The sequence below is a fragment of the Pseudomonas cremoricolorata DSM 17059 = NBRC 16634 genome, assembly GCF_000425745.1.
Lineage (GTDB): Bacteria > Pseudomonadota > Gammaproteobacteria > Pseudomonadales > Pseudomonadaceae > Aquipseudomonas > Aquipseudomonas cremoricolorata.
Genome location: NZ_AUEA01000001.1, coordinates 225,362 through 249,114 on the forward strand (window position 1 = coordinate 225,362; position 23,753 = coordinate 249,114).

At 65.8% G+C, this 23,753-nt stretch carries 20 protein-coding genes; 13 read left to right on the top strand and 7 right to left on the bottom strand.

The window, feature by feature from the left end; translation table 11 throughout:
- The first annotated feature begins 137 nt into the window (after positions 1 to 137).
- Positions 138 to 1,085: an SdiA-regulated domain-containing protein gene (locus H618_RS0101055; protein WP_028693292.1), complete on the top strand. Its 948-nt coding sequence runs from the start codon at positions 138 to 140 to the stop codon at positions 1,083 to 1,085.
- Between the two features lie 59 nt (positions 1,086 to 1,144).
- Positions 1,145 to 2,053 carry an SdiA-regulated domain-containing protein gene (locus H618_RS0101060; protein WP_028693293.1) on the top strand — a complete coding sequence of 303 codons (909 nt, stop codon included), beginning with the start codon at positions 1,145 to 1,147 and terminating at the stop codon, positions 2,051 to 2,053.
- A gap of 6 nt (positions 2,054 to 2,059) precedes the next feature.
- Here H618_RS0101060 and rpiA read toward each other — a convergent pair whose 3' ends face one another.
- The gene (rpiA, locus tag H618_RS0101065) at positions 2,060 to 2,734 is read right to left on the bottom strand and encodes a ribose-5-phosphate isomerase RpiA (protein ID WP_028693294.1); all 675 of its coding nucleotides are present in this window, start codon (positions 2,732 to 2,734) and stop codon (positions 2,060 to 2,062) included.
- Between the two features lie 131 nt (positions 2,735 to 2,865).
- Between rpiA and ilvA the strand changes: the two genes are divergently transcribed.
- The 4 genes from ilvA (at position 2,866) to ptsP (ending at position 7,832) form a co-directional block, all read left to right on the top strand.
- Entirely contained in the window at positions 2,866 to 4,380 is a 1,515-nt protein-coding gene (gene ilvA, locus H618_RS0101070; RefSeq protein WP_028693295.1) for a threonine ammonia-lyase, biosynthetic, read from the top strand.
- Between the two features lie 27 nt (positions 4,381 to 4,407).
- Positions 4,408 to 4,833 (top strand): DUF2269 family protein, encoded by a 426-nt coding sequence (locus H618_RS0101075; RefSeq protein WP_028693296.1) that lies wholly within the window; start codon positions 4,408 to 4,410, stop codon positions 4,831 to 4,833.
- A 217-nt stretch (positions 4,834 to 5,050) separates the two neighbouring features.
- Complete coding sequence (locus H618_RS0101080) at positions 5,051 to 5,530, top strand: RNA pyrophosphohydrolase (RefSeq protein WP_028693297.1); 480 nt, start codon at positions 5,051 to 5,053, stop codon at positions 5,528 to 5,530.
- A gap of 22 nt (positions 5,531 to 5,552) precedes the next feature.
- Positions 5,553 to 7,832, top strand: a complete 2,280-nt coding sequence (gene ptsP / locus H618_RS0101085) for a phosphoenolpyruvate--protein phosphotransferase (RefSeq protein ID WP_028693298.1) — start codon at positions 5,553 to 5,555, stop codon at positions 7,830 to 7,832.
- On the opposite strand, the gene H618_RS0101090 is transcribed toward ptsP, so the two are convergent.
- Entirely contained in the window at positions 7,829 to 8,587 is a 759-nt protein-coding gene (locus H618_RS0101090; RefSeq protein WP_028693299.1) for an NRDE family protein, read from the bottom strand. The genes ptsP and H618_RS0101090 overlap by 4 nt on opposite strands.
- A gap of 187 nt (positions 8,588 to 8,774) precedes the next feature.
- Between H618_RS0101090 and lgt the strand changes: the two genes are divergently transcribed.
- A complete protein-coding gene (gene lgt, locus H618_RS0101095; protein ID WP_028693300.1) occupies positions 8,775 to 9,584 on the top strand; it encodes a prolipoprotein diacylglyceryl transferase in 810 nt (269 codons plus the stop codon).
- 47 nt (positions 9,585 to 9,631) lie between these two features.
- Positions 9,632 to 10,603, top strand: a complete 972-nt coding sequence (locus tag H618_RS0101100) for a thymidylate synthase (RefSeq protein ID WP_028693301.1) — start codon at positions 9,632 to 9,634, stop codon at positions 10,601 to 10,603.
- Positions 10,604 to 10,628: 25 nt separating this feature from the next.
- Here the strand turns inward: H618_RS0101100 and H618_RS0101105 are convergent, their stop codons facing one another.
- Positions 10,629 to 11,048, bottom strand: coding sequence for a VOC family protein (locus tag H618_RS0101105; RefSeq protein ID WP_028693302.1), 420 nt, complete (start codon positions 11,046 to 11,048; stop codon positions 10,629 to 10,631).
- Between the two features lie 39 nt (positions 11,049 to 11,087).
- Positions 11,088 to 11,531, bottom strand: coding sequence for a Cd(II)/Pb(II)-responsive transcriptional regulator (cadR, locus tag H618_RS0101110; RefSeq protein WP_028693303.1), 444 nt, complete (start codon positions 11,529 to 11,531; stop codon positions 11,088 to 11,090).
- A gap of 82 nt (positions 11,532 to 11,613) precedes the next feature.
- Between cadR and H618_RS0101115 the strand changes: the two genes are divergently transcribed.
- Complete coding sequence (locus H618_RS0101115; protein ID WP_028693304.1) at positions 11,614 to 13,908, top strand: heavy metal translocating P-type ATPase; 2,295 nt, start codon at positions 11,614 to 11,616, stop codon at positions 13,906 to 13,908.
- Positions 13,909 to 13,914: 6 nt separating this feature from the next.
- Here H618_RS0101115 and yrfG read toward each other — a convergent pair whose 3' ends face one another.
- On the bottom strand, positions 13,915 to 14,577 hold the full coding sequence (gene yrfG / locus H618_RS0101120) for a GMP/IMP nucleotidase (RefSeq protein ID WP_028693305.1): 663 nt from the start codon (positions 14,575 to 14,577) through the stop codon (positions 13,915 to 13,917).
- 63 nt (positions 14,578 to 14,640) lie between these two features.
- On the opposite strand from yrfG, the gene nudE reads away from it, so the two are divergent.
- Both nudE and cysQ read left to right on the top strand, forming a co-directional pair.
- On the top strand, positions 14,641 to 15,207 hold the full coding sequence (gene nudE / locus H618_RS0101125; protein WP_028693306.1) for an ADP compounds hydrolase NudE: 567 nt from the start codon (positions 14,641 to 14,643) through the stop codon (positions 15,205 to 15,207).
- The gene (gene cysQ / locus H618_RS0101130) at positions 15,204 to 16,031 is read left to right on the top strand and encodes a 3'(2'),5'-bisphosphate nucleotidase CysQ (RefSeq protein WP_028693307.1); all 828 of its coding nucleotides are present in this window, start codon (positions 15,204 to 15,206) and stop codon (positions 16,029 to 16,031) included. Before nudE ends, cysQ begins: the two co-directional genes overlap by 4 nt.
- Positions 16,032 to 16,123: 92 nt before the next feature.
- On the opposite strand, the gene H618_RS0101135 is transcribed toward cysQ, so the two are convergent.
- On the bottom strand, positions 16,124 to 17,524 hold the full coding sequence (locus tag H618_RS0101135; protein ID WP_028693308.1) for a sigma-54-dependent transcriptional regulator: 1,401 nt from the start codon (positions 17,522 to 17,524) through the stop codon (positions 16,124 to 16,126).
- Complete coding sequence (locus H618_RS0101140; RefSeq protein ID WP_028693309.1) at positions 17,521 to 19,335, bottom strand: sensor histidine kinase; 1,815 nt, start codon at positions 19,333 to 19,335, stop codon at positions 17,521 to 17,523. Before H618_RS0101140 ends, H618_RS0101135 begins: the two co-directional genes overlap by 4 nt.
- 109 nt (positions 19,336 to 19,444) lie before the next feature.
- On the opposite strand from H618_RS0101140, the gene H618_RS0101145 reads away from it, so the two are divergent.
- Entirely contained in the window at positions 19,445 to 22,345 is a 2,901-nt protein-coding gene (locus H618_RS0101145) for an aminotransferase (RefSeq protein WP_028693310.1), read from the top strand.
- Positions 22,346 to 22,593: 248 nt separating this feature from the next.
- A complete protein-coding gene (gene aguA / locus H618_RS0101150) occupies positions 22,594 to 23,700 on the top strand; it encodes an agmatine deiminase (protein WP_028693311.1) in 1,107 nt (368 codons plus the stop codon).
- The last annotated feature ends 53 nt before the right edge of the window (positions 23,701 to 23,753 follow it).

The window sequence follows — 23,753 nt, forward strand, 5'->3', positions numbered from 1 at the left end:
GCGGCCCAGGCTTTACCCTTTTTTCACAACCCATGTGGATAATCGCCGGGTCTTTTCCCGGGTACAGGCGCATGACCGGGGCTGCAGGTCGGCCCCAGGCATCGCGCTGGCTGCCCATGATTCAGGTGACCCGCACGATGCCCCGTTCTTCTTCCTCCTCATTGGCCACGCCGCCGAAACGTTCTGCCCTGCGCCGCTGGCCAGTGTGGCTGGCGCTGCTGGCGGTGACTTTCTATGGCGTTGCCGTGCTCATGCACTGGGACGACCGCGGGCTGCTGTGGCTCAAGGAAAGCCAGCAAAGCCCCGGCACGCGCCTGGAAAGCGTCTGGCTGCCCGACTACAGCGTCGACATCGACGCCAAGCAGATGGCCGGTATCGGCGACGATGAAGCCTCCGATCTGGCCTTCAGCCCGCAGACCCGCACGCTGTTTTCGGTGATGGGCAAGCACCCGTTTCTGGTCGAGCTGAGCCTCGATGGCGAGGTCTTGCGCAAGATTCGCCTGCTCGGCTGGGACAACCCCGAAGGCGTGGCGGTGATGCCCGATGGCCAGATCGCCATCGTAGACGAGCGCAAGCACGACCTGGTGCTGGTCAAGCTCGATGCCGAGACCACCGCGCTCAATCGCGCTGACTTCACCACCTACGACCTCGGCACCTCGCCTGAGGAAAACAAAGGCTTCGAAGCCATCGCCTGGGACCCGCACCGCCAGCGCCTGCTGATCGGCCAGGAGCGTCCGCCGAAACTCTACAGCTGGGCCGCCAGCGGCCACGGCCCGCTCACCGGCGACAAGCGCCACCTGCCCAGCGACCAGCTCGACCTGCGCAATTTGTCTGCGCTGACCGTCGACCCGCGCAGCGGTCACCTGCTGGCGCTGTCGGCTGACTCGCACCTGCTGCTGGAACTGGATGAACAGGGTCGGCAGGTCAGCTTCATGGCCTTGCTCGGTGGCTTCAACGGCCTCTCGGCGCACATTCCCCGGGCCGAAGGGGTGGCCATGGATGACCAGGGCACGCTGTACGTGGTCAGCGAGCCAGACCTGTTCTACCGCTTCAAGAAAAAACCATCGACAGCGCCGGCTCGTTAAGCGGCGCTTCAGCTATTCGTGCTTAGATGCGCCACCCTTGATTGCCGAGTCGTTCTTCCATGCGCCGTGTTTTCCGCCTGCCGCTGTTGCTGTCGATGCTGGGTCTGTGTCTGCTGTTGCTCGCCGTTGCGGCGCAGGAGTTTCGCCTGTTCGAGCGGGCCTGGTTCAACGTCAAGACCTGGTGGCAGCCGGCGCAGCAGGGCATCGCCTTGCAGGATTACCAGGTGAGCATCGAGGCGAAGGTGATCGACGGCCTGGAGGACGACGTCTCGGCGCTGACCTACGATCCGGACCGCAAGACCCTGTTCACCGTCACCAACGCCCGCCCTGAACTGATCGAACTGTCGCTGGATGGGCGCATCCTGCGCCGCGTGGCGCTGACCGGCTTCGGCGATCCGGAGGCGGTCGAGTACGTCGGCCCCGGCAGCTACGTCATCACCGACGAGCGTCAGCAGCGGTTGATCAAGGTGCAACTGGATGACAGCACCACCGCCCTGGATGCCAGTGCTGCGCAGCAGCTGACCTTGGGCATCGGCCTGAACGGCAACAAGGGTTTCGAGGGGCTGGCCTACGATTCGCAGGGCAAGCGCCTGTTCGTCGCCAAGGAGCGTGACCCAATGATGATCTACGAGGTGCGCGGCTTCCCCAACGAACAGCCAGACGCACCCTTCGCTGTGCACGTGGTGCAGGACCGCGAGCGTGACTCACGGTTGTTCGTGCGCGACCTGTCGAGCTTGCAGTTCGATGAGCGCAGCGGGCATTTGCTGGCGCTGTCCGATGAGTCGCGGCTGATCGTCGAGCTGAGCGTGGAGGGCAAACCGCTCAGTACCCTGTCGCTGCGCAAGGGCTACCAAGGCCTGCAGCGTACCGTGCCGCAGGCGGAGGGTCTGGCGATGGACGAGGCTGGCACGCTGTACCTGGTCAGCGAGCCGAACCTGTTCTACGTGTTCAAGCCGCAGCAGCCCTGATGCGGCTCAGTTGGCCTTGAGGGTCTGCACGCCTTCAGCGGTGCCGAGCAGCAGCATGTCGGCCGGGCGCGCGGCGAACAGGCCGTTGGTGACCACGCCGACGATGGCGTTGATCTGGCTTTCCAGCAGGCGCGGGTCGGTGATCTGCAGGTTGTACACATCGAGGATGATGTTGCCGTTGTCGGTCACCACGCCTTCACGGTAGACCGGGTCGCCACCGAGCTTGACCAGCTCGCGGGCGACGTAGCTGCGCGCCATCGGGATGACCTCCACCGGCAGCGGGAAGGCGCCCAGCACCGGCACCAGCTTGCTGGCGTCGGCGATGCAGATGAAGGTGTGCGCCACGGCCGCGACGATCTTCTCGCGGGTCAGCGCGGCGCCACCACCCTTGATCAGGTTCAGGTGCGCATCGCTCTCGTCGGCGCCGTCGACGTAGAACTCCAGCTGGTTGACACTGTTGAGCTCATACACGGCGATGCCATGGCCCTTGAGCCGCGCCGCCGTGGCTTCGGAGCTGGCGACGGCGCCGTCGAAGGCGGTCTTGTGCTGAGCCAGGGCATCGATGAAGAAGTTGGCCGTGGAGCCTGTGCCGACGCCAACCACGCTGTCCCTGTCGAGTTTCGGCAGGATGAGGTCGACGGCAGCCTGGGCGACGGCCTGTTTGAGTTGGTCCTGGGTCATGCGGGCTCCAAAAAGGGGCGATGGATTCAAAAGCGGCCAGTATAGCGACTCGCGCGGCATTGCTGTGGTCGCCCGACGGGACGCTGGGGTAGACTTCCAGGCCTTGTCCCGCGGCCCAGTGTGCTTCCCCGATGCTCGAACAGTACGTCAAGAAGATCCTCACCTCGCGCGTCTACGACGTTGCCGTCGAAACCCCGCTGCACAGTGCCGGGCAACTGAGCCGGCGCCTGGGCAATCAGATTCTGCTCAAGCGCGAAGACTTGCAGCCGGTGTTCTCGTTCAAGATTCGCGGGGCCTACAACAAGCTGGCGCAGCTGAGCGCCGAGGAACTGGCCCGTGGCGTGGTCACCGCCTCGGCCGGCAACCATGCCCAGGGCCTGGCCCTGGCGGCGCGCGAGATGGGTATCAAGGCGACCATCGTCATGCCCAAGACCACCCCCGAGATCAAGATCGAAGGCGTGCGTTCGCGCGGTGGCAAAGTGGTGCTGCACGGCGACTCGTTCCCCGAAGCGCTGGCCTACTCACTGAAGCTGGTCGATGAGCGCGGGCTGGTCTACATCCATCCCTACGATGACCCGCACACCATCGCCGGCCAGGGCACCGTGGCCATGGAAATCCTGCGCCAGCACCAGGGCCGGCTGGACGCCATCTTCGTGCCGGTCGGCGGCGGCGGGTTGATCGCCGGCATCGCTGCCTACGTCAAGTACCTGCGTCCGGACATCAAGGTCATCGGTGTCGAACCGGACGACTCCAACTGCCTGCAAGCGGCCATGGCCGCCGGCGAGCGCGTGGTGTTGCCGCAGGTCGGGCTGTTCGCCGACGGCGTTGCGGTGGCGCAGATCGGCCAGCACACCTTCGACATCTGCCGTCTGCATGTCGATGAAGTGATCACGGTCAGCACCGATGAAATCTGCGCGGCGATCAAGGACATCTACGACGATACCCGCTCGATCACCGAGCCGGCCGGTGCACTGGGCGTGGCCGGAATCAAGAAGTACGTCGAGCGCACCGGCCTCACTGGCCACACCTTCGTCGCCATCGATTCGGGGGCCAACGTCAACTTCGACCGCCTGCGCCACGTGGCCGAACGTGCCGAGCTCGGCGAAAAGCGCGAAGCGATCATCGCCGTGACCATCCCCGAGCGGCCCGGCAGCTTCAAAGCGTTCTGCGAAGCGGTGGGCAAGCGCCAGATCACCGAATTCAACTACCGCAAGCACACCGCGGACGAGGCGCACATCTTCGTCGGCGTGCAGACCCACCCTGACAACGACCCGCGCGCGGCGCTGGTCCAGCAGTTGTCTGACCAGGGCTTCCCGGTCATCGACCTGACCGACAACGAGCTGGCCAAGCTGCATATCCGCCACATGGTCGGCGGCCATTCAGCCAAGGCCCACGACGAGATCGTGCTGCGTTTCGAGTTCCCCGAGCGTCCGGGCGCGCTGTTCAACTTCCTCGACAAGCTCGGCGGGCGCTGGAACATTTCCATGTTCCACTACCGCAACCACGGCGCGGCCGATGGCCGAGTGGTCGCCGGGCTGCAGGTGCCGGAGGACGAGCGTCACCTGGTGCCGGCGGCGCTGGCCAAGATCGGCTACCCGTACTGGGATGAAACCGATAACCCGGCATACCAGATGTTCCTCGGCTAGGCTGGCCTCATTCTGCGGAGCTGACCCATGGACCTGCTGACCACGCTCAAGACCGTGCACATCACCGCCACCGTGCTGGCCTTGGGCAGTGCCCTAGGCCTGGCGCTGTGGGCCTGGCGGGCGCGGCGCCTGGCCGGCGCGGCCGTCGCTGGCGAGCTGCTGCGCGGGCCGCTGCTGGGCGTCTGGCTGTTGCTGGCGTTGAGCCTGTTGAGCATGCCGTTCAGCGGCTGGTGGCTGGTGCACCTGATCGGCTGGCCGCTCGGCCAGACCTGGCTGCTGGCGTCCAGCTCGCTGTATGGCATCGCTGCGGCGAGCACCAGCTGGCTGCTGCTGCGGCTCTACCGTCAACGCCGCGGTGGCGTGCAGCGACCGCGCCTGACGTTGGCCCTGGCGCTGCTCAGCACGTTGTGCCTGGTGCTGATCGCCGCGCTGATGGGTGCCAAGCCGGTCTGATCGGCAGCGTCATCGCCCGGTCATGGCGTGGCGGTATATACCTGACACGGCCCTTTACCCTCGATCAGGCAAGCGTCGTTCACCCGTTCCACGACGCCGGTCAATACCGCGCGCTCACGCCCTGCCAGACTCGCAGCAGATAAGCGCTGCGGGCGCGTTGCTGCGCTCGCAAGCTTTGTGGAACAATGCGGCGACATGCGTTTTCGAGGTTGCGGCCGTGATCGACCCGGATGGTTTTCGCCCCAATGTCGGGATCATTCTTACGAATGATGTCGGACAGGTGTTATGGGCTCGGCGGATCAACCAGGATGCCTGGCAGTTTCCCCAGGGCGGAATCAACCCTGATGAAACGCCGGAAGATGCCCTGTACCGCGAGCTGAATGAAGAAGTGGGGCTGGAGCGCGATGACGTGGAAATTCTTGCCTGCACGCGCGGCTGGTTGCGTTATCGTCTACCCCAGCGTCTGGTCCGCACCCACAGCCAGCCGCTGTGTATCGGCCAGAAGCAAAAATGGTTTCTGCTGCGCTTGGTCACCAATGAGCAGCGGGTACGTATGGACCTGACCGGAAAACCGGAGTTCGATGGCTGGCGCTGGGTCAGCTACTGGTATCCGTTGGGCCAGGTGGTGACATTCAAGCGCGAGGTCTATCGCCGCGCGCTCAAAGAGCTTGCCCCGCGCTTGCTGATGCGCGACTGACCACGGAGTCCGACCCCGAGCCATGCTCAATACGCTGCGCAAGATCGTCCAGGAAGTGAACTCCGCCAAAGATCTCAAGACGGCGCTGGGTATCATCGTCTTGCGCGTCAAAGAGGCCATGGCCAGCCAGGTCTGCTCGGTCTATCTGCTCGACCCTGAAACCAACCGCTTCGTACTGATGGCGTCCGAGGGCCTCAACAAACGCTCCATCGGCAAGGTCAGCATGGCCCCCAACGAGGGCCTGGTCGGTCTGGTCGGCACCCGCGAGGAGCCGCTCAACCTGGAAGACGCCGCCGCCCACCCGCGCTATCGCTACTTCGCCGAAACCGGTGAAGAACGTTACGCCTCCTTCCTCGGCGCGCCGATCATCCACCACCGCCGTGTGGTCGGCGTGCTGGTCATCCAGCAGAAAGAACGCCGCCAGTTCGACGAAGGCGAAGAAGCCTTCCTGGTGACCATGAGCGCGCAACTCGCCGGGGTCATCGCCCATGCCGAGGCCACCGGCTCGATTCGCGGCCTAAACCGCCAGGGCAAGGGTATTCAGGAAGCGCGCTTCGTCGGTGTGCCGGGCTCGCCCGGTGCCGCCGTCGGCCGCGCCGTGGTGATGCTGCCGCCTGCCGATCTCGATGTGGTGCCCGACAAGACCGTCGAGGACATCGACGCCGAGCTGCTGCTGTTCAGCGCGGCCCTGGAAGGCGTACGCGCCGACATGCGCAAGCTCTCGGCCAAGCTGGCGACCCAGTTGCGCCCCGAAGAGCGCGCGCTGTTCGACGTCTACCTGATGATGCTCGAAGACGCCGCCCTCGGCGGTGAAGTGGTGGCGGTGATCAAGACCGGCCAGTGGGCCCAGGGCGCCTTGCGCCAGGTGGTCAGCGAGCACGTCAACCGCTTCGAACTGATGGACGACGACTACCTGCGCGAGCGCGCCTCCGACGTCAAGGACCTCGGCCGCCGCCTGCTCGCCTATTTGCAGGAAGCGCGTTCGATGGCGCTGGTGTACGCCGACAACACCATTCTGGTCAGCGAAGAGCTGACCCCTGCCATGCTCGGCGAAGTGCCCGAGGGCAAGCTGGTCGGGCTGGTCTCGGTGCTGGGGTCGGGTAACTCGCATGTGGCGATCCTGGCCCGTGCCATGGGCATTCCCACGGTCATGGGCCTGGTCGATCTGCCGTATTCCAAGGTCGATGGCATCGAGCTGATCGTCGACGGCTACAAGGGCGAAGTCTTCACCAACCCCAGCGAAGTGCTGCGCAAGCAGTACGGCGATGTGGTGGAGGAAGAGCGCCAGCTGGCCCAGGGCCTCGATGCCCTGCGCGAATTGCCCTGCGTAACCCCGGATGGCCACCGCATGCCGCTGTGGGTCAACACCGGGCTGCTCGCCGATGTCGCCCGCGCCCAGCAGCGCGGGGCCGAGGGGGTCGGGCTGTACCGTACCGAAGTGCCGTTCATGATCAACCAGCGCTTCCCTAGCGAGAAGGAACAGCTGGCGATCTACCGCGAACAGTTGCAGGCCTTCCACCCGCTGCCGGTGACCATGCGTACCCTGGATATCGGCGGTGACAAGGCGCTGTCTTACTTCCCGATCAAGGAAGAAAACCCCTTCCTCGGCTGGCGCGGCATCCGCGTCACCCTCGATCACCCGGAAATCTTCCTGGTGCAGACCCGCGCCATGCTCAAGGCCAGCGAGGGCCTGAACAACCTGCGCATCCTGCTGCCAATGATTTCCGGCATCCACGAACTCGAAGAAGCGCTGCACCTGATCCACCGCGCCTGGGGCGAGGTGCGCGACGAAGGCACCGACGTGCCGATGCCGCCGGTGGGGGTAATGGTGGAAATTCCAGCGGCGGTGTACCAGACCCGCGAACTGGCGCGTCAGGTCGATTTCCTCTCGGTGGGCTCCAACGACCTGACCCAGTACCTGCTGGCGGTCGATCGCAACAACCCGCGGGTCGCCGACCTTTACGACTATATGCACCCGGCGGTGTTGCAAGCCTTGCAGACGGTGGTGCGCGATGCCCACGGCGAAGGCAAGCCGGTGAGCATCTGCGGCGAGATGGCCGGTGACCCGGCGGCTGCGATCTTGCTCATGGCCATGGGCTTCGACAGCCTGTCGATGAACGCCACCAACCTGCCCAAGGTCAAGTGGATGCTGCGCCAGGTCAACATGAGCAAGGCCCACGAGCTGCTCGCCGACGCCATGAGCCATGACAGCCCGCAACTTATCCACAGTGCGCTGCAACTGGCGTTGAAGAACCTCGGCCTGGCGCGGATGATCGCCCCCGGCGCCAACAAGTCGCTTTAATTTCCAGGTTTCAGGGCCAGCGCCACCTCACCCAAGTGCCCGCCATGCGGGCCGAAACTGCGCTCTATCAGTTGGCGATTGCCGTGGGCATCGCACAGCAGCACGGTACTGGCACGGGTGCCGTAGTGCGGGCTGGCGATGAACACGCTCGACAACAAGCGCTCGGTTTCGCGGCCCACGCCGGTGTCAGGCAGTGCACTGTCGGCGGGGCGTTGGTCGTCGCTCAGCAGCGCCAGCAGGCGATCGGCGTGCGGCGCCGCCAACTCGGCGCGCAGCCCTTCCCGAGCCTTGTGCAATTTCGGCCACGGCGTATCGAGCGCTGCGTTGCTCAAGCCATACACACCCGGTTCGAGCAGGCGCGGCTGTGCCTCGAGCGCATTGAGGTAGCCCAGGTGCTGGCCATCGCCGACCAGCAGGTTGAACCCTGCATACTCGCCGGCCCGCGGCGCTAGCGCGTTCAGGTACTGCGCGGCGCTGAGCTGCCCGCGCAGAAAGCCCGCCACCAGCTCGCCACGCGAGCGCAGGCCAGTGGCGAGGTGCGGGTCGCGGATGTTGGTGAGGGCGGCAAAGCGCCCCCCGGCCGCGACGCCGAGCCAGCTGCCGCCTGCTTGCAGGTCGCGCCCGGCATGCACGCCGGGGGCATCGTCCCAGGCCGCCAGGGGCTGGGTAGGGCGGGCGTAGAACTCGTCACGGTTGGCCGCGACGATCAGCGGCAGGGCATGGCCCGGCTGCCAGGCAAAAACGATCAGGCACATTCGAAGGTCTCCGATTACTGCCACTGTAGCGGCGTTGGCCAAAGACTTCACTAGAGCCTCAGCCTTTGCTTCCGTTACCATGCCCAACTGATTTTCCCAGGGACGGCTTAGCGTTCGTCTCAATGCCGGCCCACGCATTCGTTCGCAGGCGGCCTCAGTTCTGTGATGTGAACCATAAGGAATCACCATGCTGCCTTACCCGCAGATCGACCCCGTGGCTCTGGCCATCGGGCCGCTGAAAATTCACTGGTACGGCCTGATGTACCTGGTCGGCATTGGCGGTGCCTGGCTGCTCGCCTCGCGCCGGCTCAACCGCTTCGATCCGACCTGGAGCCGCGAGAAACTCTCCGACCTGGTGTTCTGGCTGTCGATGGGGGTGATCGTCGGCGGGCGCCTGGGCTATGTGCTGTTCTATGACCTGCACGCCTACCTGAGCAATCCGACGTTGATCTTCGAGGTATGGAAGGGCGGCATGTCGTTCCACGGCGGGTTCATCGGGGTGATGCTGGCGGCGCTGTGGTTCGGCAAACGCAACAACAAGTCGTTCTTCGAGCTGATGGACTTCGTCGCACCGATGGTGCCGATCGGTCTGGGCGCCGGGCGCATCGGCAACTTCATCAATGCCGAACTGTGGGGCAAGCCGACCGACGTGCCGTGGGCGATGATCTTCCCGCCGTTCAGCGATCCGGCGCAGTTGCCGCGCCACCCTTCGCAGCTGTACCAGTTCGCCCTCGAAGGCGTAGCGCTGTTCCTGGTGCTGTGGTTCTACTCGCGCAAACCGCGCCCGACCATGGCAGTGTCCGGCATGTTCGCGCTGTTCTACGGCATCTTCCGCTTCATCGTCGAGTTCTACCGGGTGCCGGATGCGCAGCTCGGCTATCTGGCGTTCGGCTGGCTGACCATGGGTCAGTTGCTCTGCGTGCCAATGATCGTCGCCGGCCTTGCCATGATCTGGTGGGCCTATAATCGCAAGCCCACGGCAACATCCGCCCATTGATCCACACGGCAGGGGTGATCCCTCTGCCGCTTCGCTACAGGTAGGCCATGAAACAGTATCTAGACCTGGTCCGTGACGTGATCGACAACGGCACGCTTCAGGAAAACCGCACCGGCATCCGCACCATAAGCCGGCCCGGCGCCATGCTGCGCTTCGACCTGCAGCAAGGTTTTCCGGCCATCACCACGCGCCGGCTGGCGTTCAAGTCGGCGATCGGCGAGATGGTCGGCTTCCTGCGCGGAGTGAACAACGCCGCGCGCTTCCGCGAGCTGGGCTGCAAGGTCTGGGACCAGAACGCCAACGAAAATGCCCAGTGGCTGGCCAACCCGTTCCGTCAGGGCGAAGACGACCTCGGCGAAATCTACGGCGTGCAGTGGCGCAAATGGCCGGGCTACAAGCGCATCGCGCTGAGCAACCCGGCCGCCATCGCCATGGCCGAGCAGCAAGGCTATCGCAGCATTGCCCGCGATGAAGAAGACGGCCAGGGCTTCGTCATTCTGTACAAGGCCATCGATCAGGTGCGCCAGTGCCTGGATACCATCGTCAACGACCCCGGCAGCCGCCGCATCCTGTTCCACGGCTGGAATTGCGCGCAGCTCGACGAAATGGCCCTGCCGCCGTGCCACCTGCTGTACCAGTTCCACGCCGACGCAAGCAAACGCGAGCTGTCGCTGACCTTGTACATCCGCTCCAACGACCTGGGCCTCGGCACCCCGTTCAACCTCACCGAGGGCGCTGCGCTGCTGTCGCTGTTCGCCCGCCTCACCGGCTACACGCCGCGCTGGTTCACCTATTTCATCGGTGATGCGCACGTCTATGAAAACCACCTCGACATGCTCAACGAGCAGTTCAGCCGCACGCCCATGGCGGCGCCGAAGCTGGTGATCAGTGAGCGCGTGCCCGAATTCGCCAAGACCGGCCAGTACCAGCCCGAATGGCTGGAGCTGATCGAACCCAGCGATTTCACCCTGGAAGGTTACGAGCATCACCCGCCGCTGACGGCGCCGATGGCGGTCTGAGGTCGCGCGTTAGCGCGCAGGTGCGTCAGCCCTGCGCGGTGATCTCGGGGTGCGCGGTGTAGCAGACGAAGCACAGCTTGTTGCCCTCGGGGTCGCGGCAGTAGGCGCCGTAGTAGTCCTCGGCGTAGTGCGGCCGGAGCCCGGGCGCGCCTTCGTCGATACCGCCCAGGGCCAGGGCGGTGGCCCACGCCTGATCGACCGCTTCGCTGGAACTCGCCAGGAAGCTGACTTGGGTGCCATTGCCCCAGGTCGCGGGCAGGCCGTTGATCGGCAGCTGGATATAGAACCTGCGCCAGGCCACGGCCTTGTCATGCCAGCCCGCGCCGGTCGGGCCGCCATCGTGGGGCTCTTCGATGCGCTCGAGCCCGAGCGGTGCCAGCACGGCATCGTAGAAGGCCGTCATGCCGGAGAGGTCTTTCGCGCCGAGTTGGATATGGCTGAACATCGCTCGCTCCTTGTCGCTGAAGTGATGGTGGGTACGGGCTCAGTGCCCGTGGCTGCGCCCGACGTGGGAGTGTTCGGTGTCGGTCGCTGTAACCGCGCCGTTGACCTCCAGCTGTTGCAGGATGGCGCATTCGGCGCCTTGCTGGCTGCAGCGCTGACGCAGCTCGACCAATTGCCGTTGCAGCGCCACCAGGCCGTCGATGCGCGCCTGGACATGCTCGATATGCTCATCGATCAGCGCGTTGACGCTGCCGCACTGACCTTCGGGGCGGTCGCGCAGGTTGAGCAGGCTGCGGATTTCGTCGAGGGTCATGTCCAGGGTGCGGCAGTTGCGGATGAAGGTCAGCCGCTCGACATGCGCCTGGGTGTAGAGCCGGTAGTTGCCGTCGCTGCGCGCCGGTTCCGGCAGCAGGCGTTCGCGCTCGTAGTACCGGATGGTCTCGACGGCGCAGTCGGTGGCCTTGGCCAGTTCGCCAATCTTCATCGCTGATCTCCACAGGAAGGCTTGACCCTATAGTGGCTACAGGGTGTTCACTTGGCAACAGGTGCACATTAAGGACGCGTCCATGAACCAGCCTGTCAGCCCGCCGACCCAACACGATCACGATCACGATCACGATCACGATCACGATCACGATCACGATCACGCCCATGCGCCCGAGCAGGCGCATACCGGGCATGCCCACGCCCACGCCGCCGGCAGTTGCTGCAGCGCCGCCGCCGCGCCTGCGCAGGTGCAGCTCATCGCGCACAGCAGCGCTGACGCCCGGCTCAGCCGCTTTCGCATCGAGGCCATGGACTGCCCGACCGAGCAGACGCTGATCCAGGACAAACTCAGCAAGCAGCCGGGCATCGAGCAGCTGGAATTCAACCTGATCAACCGCGTGCTTGGCGTGCGCCACACCTTGGCCGGCACCGAGCCGATTGAGCAGGCCATCGCCAGCCTGGGCATGCATGCCGAGCCGCTGGAAGGCGACGCCGAGGTCGGCGCTGCGGTAGCCGCGCCCACGCGCTGGTGGCCGCTGGCGTTGTCTGGCCTGGCGGCGCTGGCTGCCGAAGTGGTGCATTTCACCGGGCTTGCCCCCGAGTGGCTGGTGGCCGCCCTGGCGCTGGCGGCGATTCTCGGCTGCGGCCTGGGCACCTATAAAAAGGGCTGGATCGCCCTGAAGAACCGCAACCTCAACATCAACGCGCTGATGAGCATCGCCGTGACCGGCGCGGTGCTGATCGGCCAGTGGCCGGAAGCGGCCATGGTCATGGTGCTGTTCAGCGTTGCCGAGCTGATCGAAGCGCGCTCGCTGGACCGCGCGCGTAACGCCATCGGTGGGCTGATGCAGCTAAGCCCCGACCTTGCCACCGTGCGTGAGGCCGACGGCCAGTGGCGCGAAGTGGACGTGCGTGAAGTCGCTGTCGGCGCAGTGGTGCGGGTCAAGCCAGGCGAGCGCATTGGCCTGGACGGCGAGGTGCTCAGCGGGCAATCGAGTGTCGATCAGGCGCCGATCACCGGCGAAAGCCTGCCGGTGGAAAAGACCGTCGGCGACAAGCTGTTCGCCGGCACCATCAACCAGGCCGGGGCGCTGGAGTATCGCGTCACCGCAGCGGCCGGGCAGTCGACCCTGGCACGGATCATCAAGGCGGTGGAAGAAGCCCAGGGCAGCCGCGCGCCGACCCAGCGCTTCGTCGACCGCTTCTCACGCATCTACACCCCGGCGGTGTTCGCCGTGGCCCTGGCGATCGCCGTGCTGCCACCGCTGTTCGGCGCCGGCGCGTGGTTCGACTGGATCTACCGCGCCCTGGTGCTGCTGGTGGTGGCGTGCCCCTGCGCGCTGGTGATTTCCACCCCGGTGACCATCGTCAGTGGCCTGGCGGCTGCGGCGCGCAAGGGCATTCTGGTCAAGGGCGGGGTGTACCTGGAAGGCGGGCGCAAGCTCGATTTCCTGGCACTGGACAAGACCGGCACGATCACCCACGGCAGGCCGGTACAGACCGACTTCCACCTGCTCGACTCGCGTTTCGAAGGCCGCGCTCAGGCGCTGGGCGCAAGCCTGGGCGAGCGCTCCGACCATCCGGTATCTCGCGCCATCGCCCAGTTCGCCCGCGAGCCGAATCAGCCACTGAGTGAGGTGCAGGATTTCGCCGCGCTGGCCGGGCGGGGCGTGCGCGGCGAGATCGACGGCGTGCGCTATCACTTGGGCAACCACCGCCTGGTGGAAGAGCTGGGGCTGTGCTCACCCGAGCTCGAAGCCCGGCTCGATGGCCTCGAGCGTCAGGGCAAGACCGTGGTGCTGCTGCTCGATGACAGCGGCCCACTGGCGCTGTTCGCCGTGGCCGATACGGTCAAGGAAAGCAGCCGTCAGGCGATTGCCGAGCTGCACGAGCTGGGTATCAAGACCCTCATGCTCACCGGCGACAACCCGCACACTGCGCAGGCCATCGCCGCCCAGGTGGGCATCGACCGCGCCGAGGGCAATCTGCTGCCGGCCGACAAGCTCGCCGCCATCGAGGCGCTGTACGCACAAGGCCATCGCGCCGGGATGGTCGGTGACGGCATCAACGACGCCCCGGCGCTGGCACGTGCCGAGATCGGCTTCGCCATGGCCGCAGCCGGCACCGACACCGCCATCGAGACCGCCGACGTGGCGCTGATGGACGACGACCTGCGCAAGATTCCGGCGTTCGTGCGCCTGTCACGGCAGACAGCGGCGATTCTCACCCAGAACATCGTGCTGGCCCTGGGCATCAAGGCGATCTTCCTCGCTATCACCTTCGCCGGCCTGGCCACCATGTGGATGGCGGTGTTCGCCGACATGGGCGTGAGCTTGCTGGTGGTGTTCAACGGGTTGCGCTTGCTGCGCAAGTAGCGCCGCTTAAAGTCCATCCAGAAGCGTGCGGTAGTCATCCACCGCATCGAACTCCTGGGTATCTCTGATCGCCGCCTTGCTGTCCGGTTGAAGAACCGCCAGCAGGTGAGCGACACCGAAGCGCCGGGCGCTGCGCAGAATCGCCAGGGTGTCGTCGATGAACAGGCTGCGCGAAGGCTCGAAGCCGATGTCGGCGTGCAGCGCATCCCAGAACTGCGGGCTTTCCTTGGGGAAGCCGTAGTCATGTGAGCTGATCAGCCGCTCGAAATACGGCGCCAGCTCCACCCGCTCAAGCTTCAGCGACAGCGAGTCGCGGTGCGCGTTGGTGATCAGTACCACGCGCTTGCCGGCGTCGCGGATCGCCGTCAGAAACGGCCCGGCATCCGGGCGCAGGGCGATCAGCTCGGCCAGCTCCTGTTTGAGTTCGCGAATCGGCAGGCGCAGTTCGCGGCTCCAGAAATCCAGGCAGTACCAGTTCAGCGTGCCGGCATTGCGCTCGAACAACGGTTGCAGCTCCAGCTCGGCCATCGCCCGGCTGACGCCGTGCAGTTCAGCGTAGCGCTGGGGCAGGTGCTGCATCCAGAACTGGTTGTCGTAGTGCAGATCGAGCAGGGTGCCGTCCATGTCGAGCAGGACGGTATCGATCTCGGACCAGGGAAGAAGTGCCATGGGAAACTCTCGTTCAGTCAGCAAGCCACGGTATAGTAACCCGTTCACGTCTAGGAGCCTGCCATGCGCGAGAAACCCACCGTCCTGAGCCGCGAGATCGTCGCCAGCAGTCATCTGTTTCGCGTCGAAGCGGTGCAGTTGCGCTTCAGCAACGGCACCGAGCGCACCTACGAGCGTCTGGTCGGACGCGGCACCGGGCATGGCGCCGTGATGATCGTGGCGATGCTCGATGGCGAACGGGCGTTGCTGGTCGAGGAATATTGCGGCGGCACCGATGCCTACGAGCTGTCGCTGCCCAAGGGCCTGATCGAGCCGGGTGAAGACGTGCTGGCCGCCGCCAACCGTGAGCTCAAGGAGGAAGCCGGTTATGGTGCCCGCGAGCTGGAACACCTGACCGAGCTGTCGTTGTCGCCTGGCTACATGAGCCAGAAAATTCAGGTGGTGCTGGCTACAGACCTGTACGAAGAACGCCTGGAGGGCGATGAGCCCGAGCCGATGCGCGTCGACACGGTCAATCTACGCGAGCTGTCCGCCCTCGCCACCCACCCGCAGTTCTCCGAAGGCCGTGCCCTGGCGGCGCTGTACCTGGTGCGTGATCTGCTCACTCAACGAGGCCTGCTCAGCGCATGAATCAGCAACGACTACTCGCCGAGGTGGTGACCCTCGCACAACGTGCCGGCGAGGCGATTCTGCCGTTCTGGCGCGCCGATGTGGCGGTCACCGCCAAGGCCGATGATTCGCCGGTAACCGCCGCTGATCTGGCCGCGCACCACGTCATCGTCGCCGGCCTGCAGGCCCTGACCCCGGACATTCCGGTGCTCTCGGAGGAAGACTGCGGCATCGCCCTGGAGCAGCGTCAGAGCTGGCAGCGCTGGTGGCTGGTCGATCCGCTGGATGGCACCAAGGAGTTCATCGCTGGTAGCGAAGAATTCACCGTCAACATCGCCCTGATCGAGCGCGGTGAAGTGGTGTTCGGTGTGGTGTCGATGCCGATCAATGGCCGCTGCTACTTCGGTGGCCGTGCATTGGGAGCCTGGCGTGCCGAAGCCGGCGCTGCGCCCGAGGCGATCGCGGTGCGCAGCCAGCCTGGCGCCGGTGAGCGCTTCACCGTGGTCGCCAGTCGCCGGCACACCAGCCCGGCCCAGGAACTGTTGCTCGAAGGGCTGTCGGCGGCGGTCGGCGAGCTGACCCTGGCGAACATCGGTAGCTCGCTGAAGTTCTGCCTGCTGGCCGAAGGCAGCGCCGATTGTTATCCGCGCCTGGCCCCGACCTCGCAATGGGACACCGCCGCTGCGCAAGGCGTGCTGGAAGGCGCCGGCGGCGCGGTACTTGGCCTCGATGGCCAGGCATTGCAGTACCCGCCGCGCGAATCGCTGCTCAACCCGTTCTTCCTCGCCCTGCCGGCTACCGCCAGCTGGCGCGATGCTTTGATGCGGTTGGCTTCGGCGGTTTGAGGCGGCTGCGGTTGATCTTGGGCCATTCGCGGCTTCAGCCGCGAACGGCCGGCAAAGCCGGCCCAAAACCAACCATACAAGACCCTCCCCACCTACCCCCGCCCGTCCTCATGCTCATCATGCCCGCTGCTACCCTCGAAACTCAGGCCATGCTTGCGCAGTTTGTCGTGCAGGGTCTTGCGCGGCATGCCCAGGGCTTCGGCGAGGCTGCGCATCGAACTGTGTGGCTGGCTCAGTTCTGCGGCGATCAGCGAGCGTTCGAACTGTTCGACCTGTTCGCTGAGGCTGCCGCTGCGCGCCACCGGGGCGGTGGCGCTGGTAGCCGGCGGTGGGGTGTCCAGAGCCAGTTCCAGGCCCAGGGCGAAGCGTTCGGCAGCGTTTTGCAGTTCACGCACGTTACCCGGCCAGTCGTGGCGCAGCAGTAACGCGCGCTGCGCCGGTTGCAGGCTGTGCGGGGGCAGGCCATGGCGCTGGCTGGCGGCATCGGCAAAATGCTGAAACAGCACCAGAATGTCATCGCCGCGCTCGCGCAGCGCCGGTATACGCAGCGAAGCCACGTTCAGCCGGTAGTACAAGTCGGCGCGGAAGCGGCCCTGGTCGGCGGCCTGGCGCAGGTCTTCCTTGGTAGCGGCGACGATCCGGATGTCCAGCGGAATCAGCTGGTTGCCGCCCAGGCGTTCCACCACCCGCTCCTGCAACAGGCGCAGCAGCTTGACCTGCACATCCAGGCTCATGCTTTCGATTTCATCGAGGAACAGCGTGCCGCCATTGGCGAATTCGAACTTGCCGATGCGCCGCTTCTGGGCCCCGGTGAAGGCCCCCGGTTCGTGGCCGAACAGCTCGCTTTCGACCACCGATTCGGCCAGCGCCCCGGCGTTGATCGCCACGAACGGACCGTCGCGGCGGCTCGACAGGTCGTGCAGGGCGCGCGCCACCACTTCCTTCCCGGCGCCGGTCTCGCCCAGGATCAGCACGTCAGCGCGGGTGCCGGCTAGGGCGCCGATCTGCTCGTGCAGACGCAGCATCGACGGCGATTGCCCCACCAGGCGGGTGGCCAGTTGCTGGCGGTCGCTCAGGGCTAGGCGCAGGCTGCGGTTATCCAGCACCAGGCGGCGCAAGGCGAGGGCGCGGCGCACGCTGTCGAGCAGTGCGTCGCTGGCGAACGGCTTTTCCAGAAAATCGTAGGCGCCGGCGCGCATCGCCTGTACCGCCAGCGGCACATCGCCGTGGCCGGTGATCAACAGCACCGGCAGCTCCGGGTCGCGGCCATGCAGTTGCTCGAGCAGTTGCAGACCGTCGATGCCGGGCATGCGGATGTCACTGACCACCACCCCCGGCCAGTCTTCGCCGATGCGCTCGGCCAGGCCCTGGGCATCGCTCAGCGCCATGACCTTGAGCCCGGCCAGATCCAGGGTCTGGCTCAGGGCCTGGCGCAGGTGCGGGTCGTCGTCGACCAGGATGACCTGGGTCGGGCTGTCGATCAGAAAGGTCATGCCGAGGGGTCCTCAGAAGGTTTCAGGTTGGCGCCGCCGCTGGCCACGCGCAGGCGCAAGGTCAGCAAGGCGCCGCCTTCGGGGTGGTTGCCCAGCAGCAGTTCGCCGCCCAGGGTGCGCATCAGGCTGTCGCAGATGGCCAGGCCCAGGCCCAGCCCCTGGGTGCGGGTCTTGGTGGTGAAGAACGGTTCGCGGGCGTGGGCCAGGGCCTGGCTGCTGAAGCCTGGGCCATTATCGCGAATCAGCAGATACACATGGTCGTCGCGTTTTTCCGCACTCAGCCACAGCGTGCGCGGATTGGCTTTCTCGGTGAGGGCATCGAGGGCGTTGGCCAGCAGGTTGCCGAGCACCTGGCGCAGGCGGGTTTCACCGGCCTGCACCCACAAGGTGGCATCGGGAATGTCGCGCACCAACTCCACGGCCATGGCGCGCCGGCGCTTGGCCAGCAAGGCCAGGGCGTCTTCCAGTGCCGGTTGCAGGGCCACGCTTTCCGGGGCATGGCGGTCGCGCCGGGCGAAGGCGCGCAGGTGGGCGATGATCGAGGCCATGCGCCCGGTCAGCTCGCCGATCTGCTTGAGGTTGCCACGGGCATCTTCGGTGCGCTGGTGGTCGAGCAGCACCTCGGCGTTCTCGGCATAGCTGCGGATCGCCGCCAGCGGCTGGTTGAGCTCATGGCTGATGCTCGCCGACATGGTGCCGAGCACCGACAGCTTGCCGGCCTGCACCAGTTCGTCCTGGGCGCGCACCAGTTCCTGCTGGGCGTTTTCCCGCTCCAGCACCGCGCTCTTGAGGCGGGTGTTGAGGCCTTCCAGTGCAGCGGTGCGCTCGATCACGCGTTTTTCCAGGTCTTGCCGGCCACGCGCCTCGAAGCGAATGCGGTCGATGTAATGGCGCCGGCGCTGCATCACCAGCCCGGCCAGCAGCATCAGCACCAGCAGCGCACCGGCGCCGATGGCGGTGACCGTTTGCACCGAGCGGTCGAGGAGGATGCGCGGGGCGAGGATGCTCACCTGCCAGCCGGTTTCGCGGATGTCGCGGGTCTGGGTGATCCAGGCGTCGGGGTTGAGGGTCAGCGGCTGTGGCGCCTGGGTCGGGTAGGGCTGGATGGCGATGATCGCCTGACGCTCGGCGGCGCTCAGCGGGCGGGTCGCGCGGAAGCGCCAGTCGGGCCGCGAGGTGAGCACCACCACGCCATTCTGGTCGGTCAGCAGCAGTTGTTCCGGGGTGCGTCCCCACAGCGTTTCGGTGTGGTCGAGGTCGACCTTGACCACCAGCACGCCGATCACCTTGCCGGCATCGCGCACGGCGGCGGCGAAGAAGTAGCCGCGCTTGGCCGAGGTGGTGCCCTGGCCGAAGAAGCGCCCCAGATTGCCCTGCATGGCTTCGATGAAATATGGGCGGAAGGCGAAGTTGCGACCGACGAAAGAATCGTGCTTGTCCCAGTTGGAGCCGGCCAGGGTGTTGCCGCTGACGTCCATCAGGTACATCACCTCGGCGCCGGTCTGCTGGGAAATGTCCTTGAGCAGACGGTTGGCGTTGGTCACCGCTTCCAGGCGGAACGGGTCTTTCAGCACACCGCGCAGCGCTGGCAGTTCGCCGAGAATCTGCGGCAGGGTTTCGTAGCGGTGCAGGGTGCCGAGCAGGTTGGCGACGTACAGGTCGAGGGTCTGACGGTTTTGCGAGGCCAGTTGATCCTGGTAGTAGCGCTCGGCCAGGTGATGCAGCGGCCACAACAGCGGCGCCAGGCACAGCGCCAGCAGGGCCAGGCTGCGCCAGCGGGGGCGTCGGGGTGGAGTCGGAGTCGGGGTCATCGCCTGTCGCGCCAGTCAAAGAGGCGGTAATTATGCGCTACTTCGCCTTGCCCCTTGAATATCGCTGGACGCAGTGGCGATATAGGCGGCAAAAAATCGAGGCCTTGCCATGTCCCTGAGCACCCTGATGCAGCGTTCCAGCCTGCCCAATCCCGTACTCGACCCGCTTCAGGCCGAGGCCTTACTGCGGCGCCACTATGGGCTGCACGGCACGCTGAAGTCGCTGGGCAGCCAGCAGGACCTCAACCTGCGCCTGGACACTGGCCAGGCGCGCTATGTGCTCAAGGTCTGCCACGCCAGCTATGCCGAGCAGGAATTGCACGCGCAGCACGCTGCACTGGCGCATTTGCGCGCGCACGGCCTGCCGGTGCCGGCGGTGCAGCCCGCCGTCGATGGCAGCACGCTGCTCGGCATCGAGGCCGACGGGCAGCCCCTGCGCGCGCGTCTGCTCGACTACATCGAAGGCCAGCCGCTCGGCGACCTGCAGCACCTGCCCACACGGCTGATCGCCGAGCTCGGCACGCTGTGCGGACGGGTCGACCTGGCCCTGGCCGAGTTTCATCACCCCGGCCTGCAACGCACCTTGCAATGGGACCCGCGCCACGCCGTGGCGTTGATCGAGCAACTGCTGCCGGCCCTGCCCAACGCCGAGCGCCAGGCCCAGGTGCGCCAGGTTTGCGCCGCTGCCGCCGAGCGCCTGCAAGCGCTGGTCGAGCACCTGCCGCTGCAAGCCGTGCACCTGGACATCACCGACGACAACACTGTCTGGGCCCGCGATGAACAGCGCCAGTGGCAGCTGCAAGGGGTGATCGATTTCGGCGATCTGCTGCACACCTGGCGCATCGCCGAGCTGTCGGTCACCTGCGCCGGCCTGTTGCATCAACTGCCCGACGACCCGCTGCGCATCGCTGCAGCGGTGCGCGCCTACCACGCGGTCAATCCGCTGCATGAAGCCGAGCTGCGCGCGCTGTGGCCGCTGATCGTGCTGCGCGCCGCAGTGCTGGTGCTGAGCAGCGCCCATCATCTGCAGCACGACCCGCACAACGCGTATATCCGCGCCAATCTCGCCTGTGAATGGGGCATCTTCGATGTCGCGGCGGCGGCGCCTGCCGCGCTGATGGAAGCGGCGTTCCTCGACGCTGGCGGCTGTTCGCCGCTCTTTCTGCCGCTCGATGGCTGCGCGCCGCTGCTGCCAGCGCTGGCCTCCCAGCCGCCTATGGGTGTCGACCTCGGTGTACTCAGCCCGCACTGCGAGGCCGGCAACTGGCAGCAGGCCGATTTCGACCGCAAGGTACTCGAGGCGCAACCGGGCGCAGCCTGCACCCTGCACGGGCAATACCGCCTGTCGCAAACGCACATCGACCGCGCCGACGAGCCGGCCACCTGTGCTCTCGGCGTACAGCTCAAGCTGACGCCGGGCAGCGAACTGGTCGCGCCGCTCGAAGGCATCTGGCAGCGCCATGGCGACGACCAGGGCTGCCTGCGCATGGCCTCATGCAGCTTGTGGATAAGTGGCTTGCAGCAGGCGCCGGCCGAGGGTCAGCGGCTGGCTCGGGGCGATGCTCTGGGCAGCAGCAGCGGTTGGCTCAGTGTGCAGTTGTGCCGCACGGCAGACCTGCGTCCGCCGCTGTTCGCCAGGCCCAGCGAGGCGTCTGCGTGGCTGGTGCTGTGCCCCTCACCAGGCGCGCTGCTCGGTTTTGCTTGCGAGGCGCCGCCGCTGGTCGATGCCCAGGCGCTGCTGGCACGCCGCGATGCAAGCTTTGCCCGCTCGCAGAAGCACTACTACCAGCAGCCGCCACAGATCGAGCGCGGCTGGCGCAACTACCTGATCGACATGCAGGGCCGTTCGTACCTGGACATGCTCAACAACGTCGCGGTGCTCGGCCACGGCCACCCGCGCATGGCCGCTGAATCGGCCCGGCAGTGGTCGCTGCTCAACACCAACTCACGCTTCCACTACGCCGCCATCGCCGAGTTTTCCGAGCGCCTGCTGGCGCTGGCGCCGCCGGGCTTCGACCGGGTGTTTCTGGTCAATAGCGGCACCGAGGCCAACGACCTGGCGATTCGCCTGGCCTGGGCCTACAGCGGCGGGCGTGACCTGCTCAGCGTGCTGGAGGCCTACCACGGCTGGTCGGTGGCGACCGATGCCATTTCCACCTCCATCGCCGACAACCCGCAAGCCTTGCAGACGCGCCCTGAGTGGGTGCATGCGGTGCAGGCGCCGAACACCTTTCGCGGGCGCTATCGCGGCGCCGACAGCGCGGCGCAGTACCTGCGCGACGTCGACGCCAAGCTCGCCACGCTCGACGCCCAGGGGCGGCAACTGGCGGGGTTCATCTGCGAGCCGGTGTATGGCAATGCCGGGGGTATCGCCCTGCCGCGCGGCTATCTGCAACAGGCCTATGCCAAAGTCCGCGAGCGCGGCGGGGTGTGCATCGCCGATGAGGTGCAGGTCGGCTATGGCCGTTTGGGTGAGCACTTCTGGGGCTTCGAAGAACAGGGCGTGGTGCCGGACATCATCACCATGGCCAAAGGCATGGGCAATGGCCAGCCGTTGGGCGCGGTGATCACCCGCCGCGAAATCGCCGAGGCGCTGGAAGCCGAGGGCTATTTCTTCTCCTCGGCCGGCGGCAGCCCGGTGAGTTGCCGCATCGGCCTGGCGGTGCTGGAGGTGATGGAAGACGAGCGACTGGTGCAGAACGCTCGCGAGGTGGGCGGCTACTTCAAGGCGCGACTGCAAGACCTTGTGGACAAACATCCGCTGGCCGGTGCCGTACATGGCTCCGGGTTCTACCTGGGGCTGGAACTGGTACGTGACCGCATCACCCAGGAACCGGCCAGCGGCGAAACCCACTACTTGTGCGAGCGCCTGCGTGAGCTGGGGATTTTCATGCAGCCGACCGGCGACTACCTGAACATTCTCAAGATCAAACCGCCGATGGTCACCACCCGCGCCAGCGTGGATTATTTCGTGAATTGTGTGGATCGAATCCTGGGGGAGGGGCTCTAGAGGAGGTGTTCGTCGGATTTAAGTCGATAATGATCGGCTTTTTCGAGGCGTTACTAAGGTTGCCAAGGCTTACCTTGGTTCGCGGCTGAAGCCGCTCATGCAAGGTTTGCGATCCCTGTTAGAGCGGCTTCACCCGCCAAGCTCTCAACTAGCACAGGCTTTAAAGTCAGATAATTATCGGCTATAAGTTATCCAAAATTCCCACCACGCCATGGCGCACGCGCGTCTGGCCCCCACAGAGGTCATTCATGAAAACCCTCACTTCGACTCCGCGCGCCGATGGTTTCCACATGCCCGCCGAATGGGCGCCGCAGACCCAGGTCTGGATGGTCTGGCCAGAGCGCTCGGACAACTGGCGCTTGGGCGGCAAGCCGGCGCAGGCTGCACACGTTACCTTGGCCAAAGCCATCGCCCGCTTCGAACCGGTCACCGTGGCCGCCTCGGCCGGCCAGTACGAGAACGCTCGTCGCCAGCTCGACCTGCCCAACATCCGCGTGGTGGAAATCAGCAGCGACGACGCCTGGGTGCGTGACACCGGGCCGACCTTCGTGATCAACGCCAGCGGCGAAGTGCGCGGCGTCGATTGGGCCTTCAACGCCTGGGGCGGCTTCGACGGCGGCCTGTACTCGCCCTGGAACCGCGACGCGGAACTGGCGGCCAAGGTGTTGGAAATGGAGCGCTGCCAGCGCTACCACACCGAAGGCTTCGTGCTCGAAGGCGGCTCGATTCATGTCGATGGTGAAGGCACCCTGATCACCACCGAAGAATGCCTGCTCAACCGTAACCGCAACCCGCACCTGAGCCGTGAGCAGATCGAGCAGGTGCTGGCCGAGCAGTTGGCGGTGGAGAAGGTCATCTGGCTGCCGGATGGCCTGTTCAACGATGAAACCGACGGCCATGTGGATAACTTCTGCTGCTACGTGCGCCCGGGCGAGGTGCTGCTTGCCTGGACCGACGATCCGCAAAACCCCAACTACCCACGCTGCCAGGCGGCGATGCAGGTGCTGGAGAGCAGCCGTGACGCCAAGGGCCGTGCGCTGACCGTGCACAAGATGCCGATCCCAGGGCCGTTGTTCGCCACCGAAGAGGAATGCGCAGGCGTCGATCAGGTGGCCGGCAGTCAGCCGCGTGATCCGTCGGTGCGTCTGGCCGGTTCCTATGTCAACTTCCTCATCGTCAACGGCGGCATCATCGCCCCTAGCTTCGATGACCCGATGGACGCCCAGGCCCGCGACATTCTGGCGGCGCTGTTCCCGGACCACGAAGTGGTGATGATTCCGGGCCGCGAACTGCTGCTTGGCGGCGGCAACATCCACTGCCTGACCCAGCAGCAGCCGGCGCCTGTGCACGGCTGATCGGTGCCGTGTTGTAGTGTGGGCGCTGCAAAAGCGCTCACACATTGCGACTC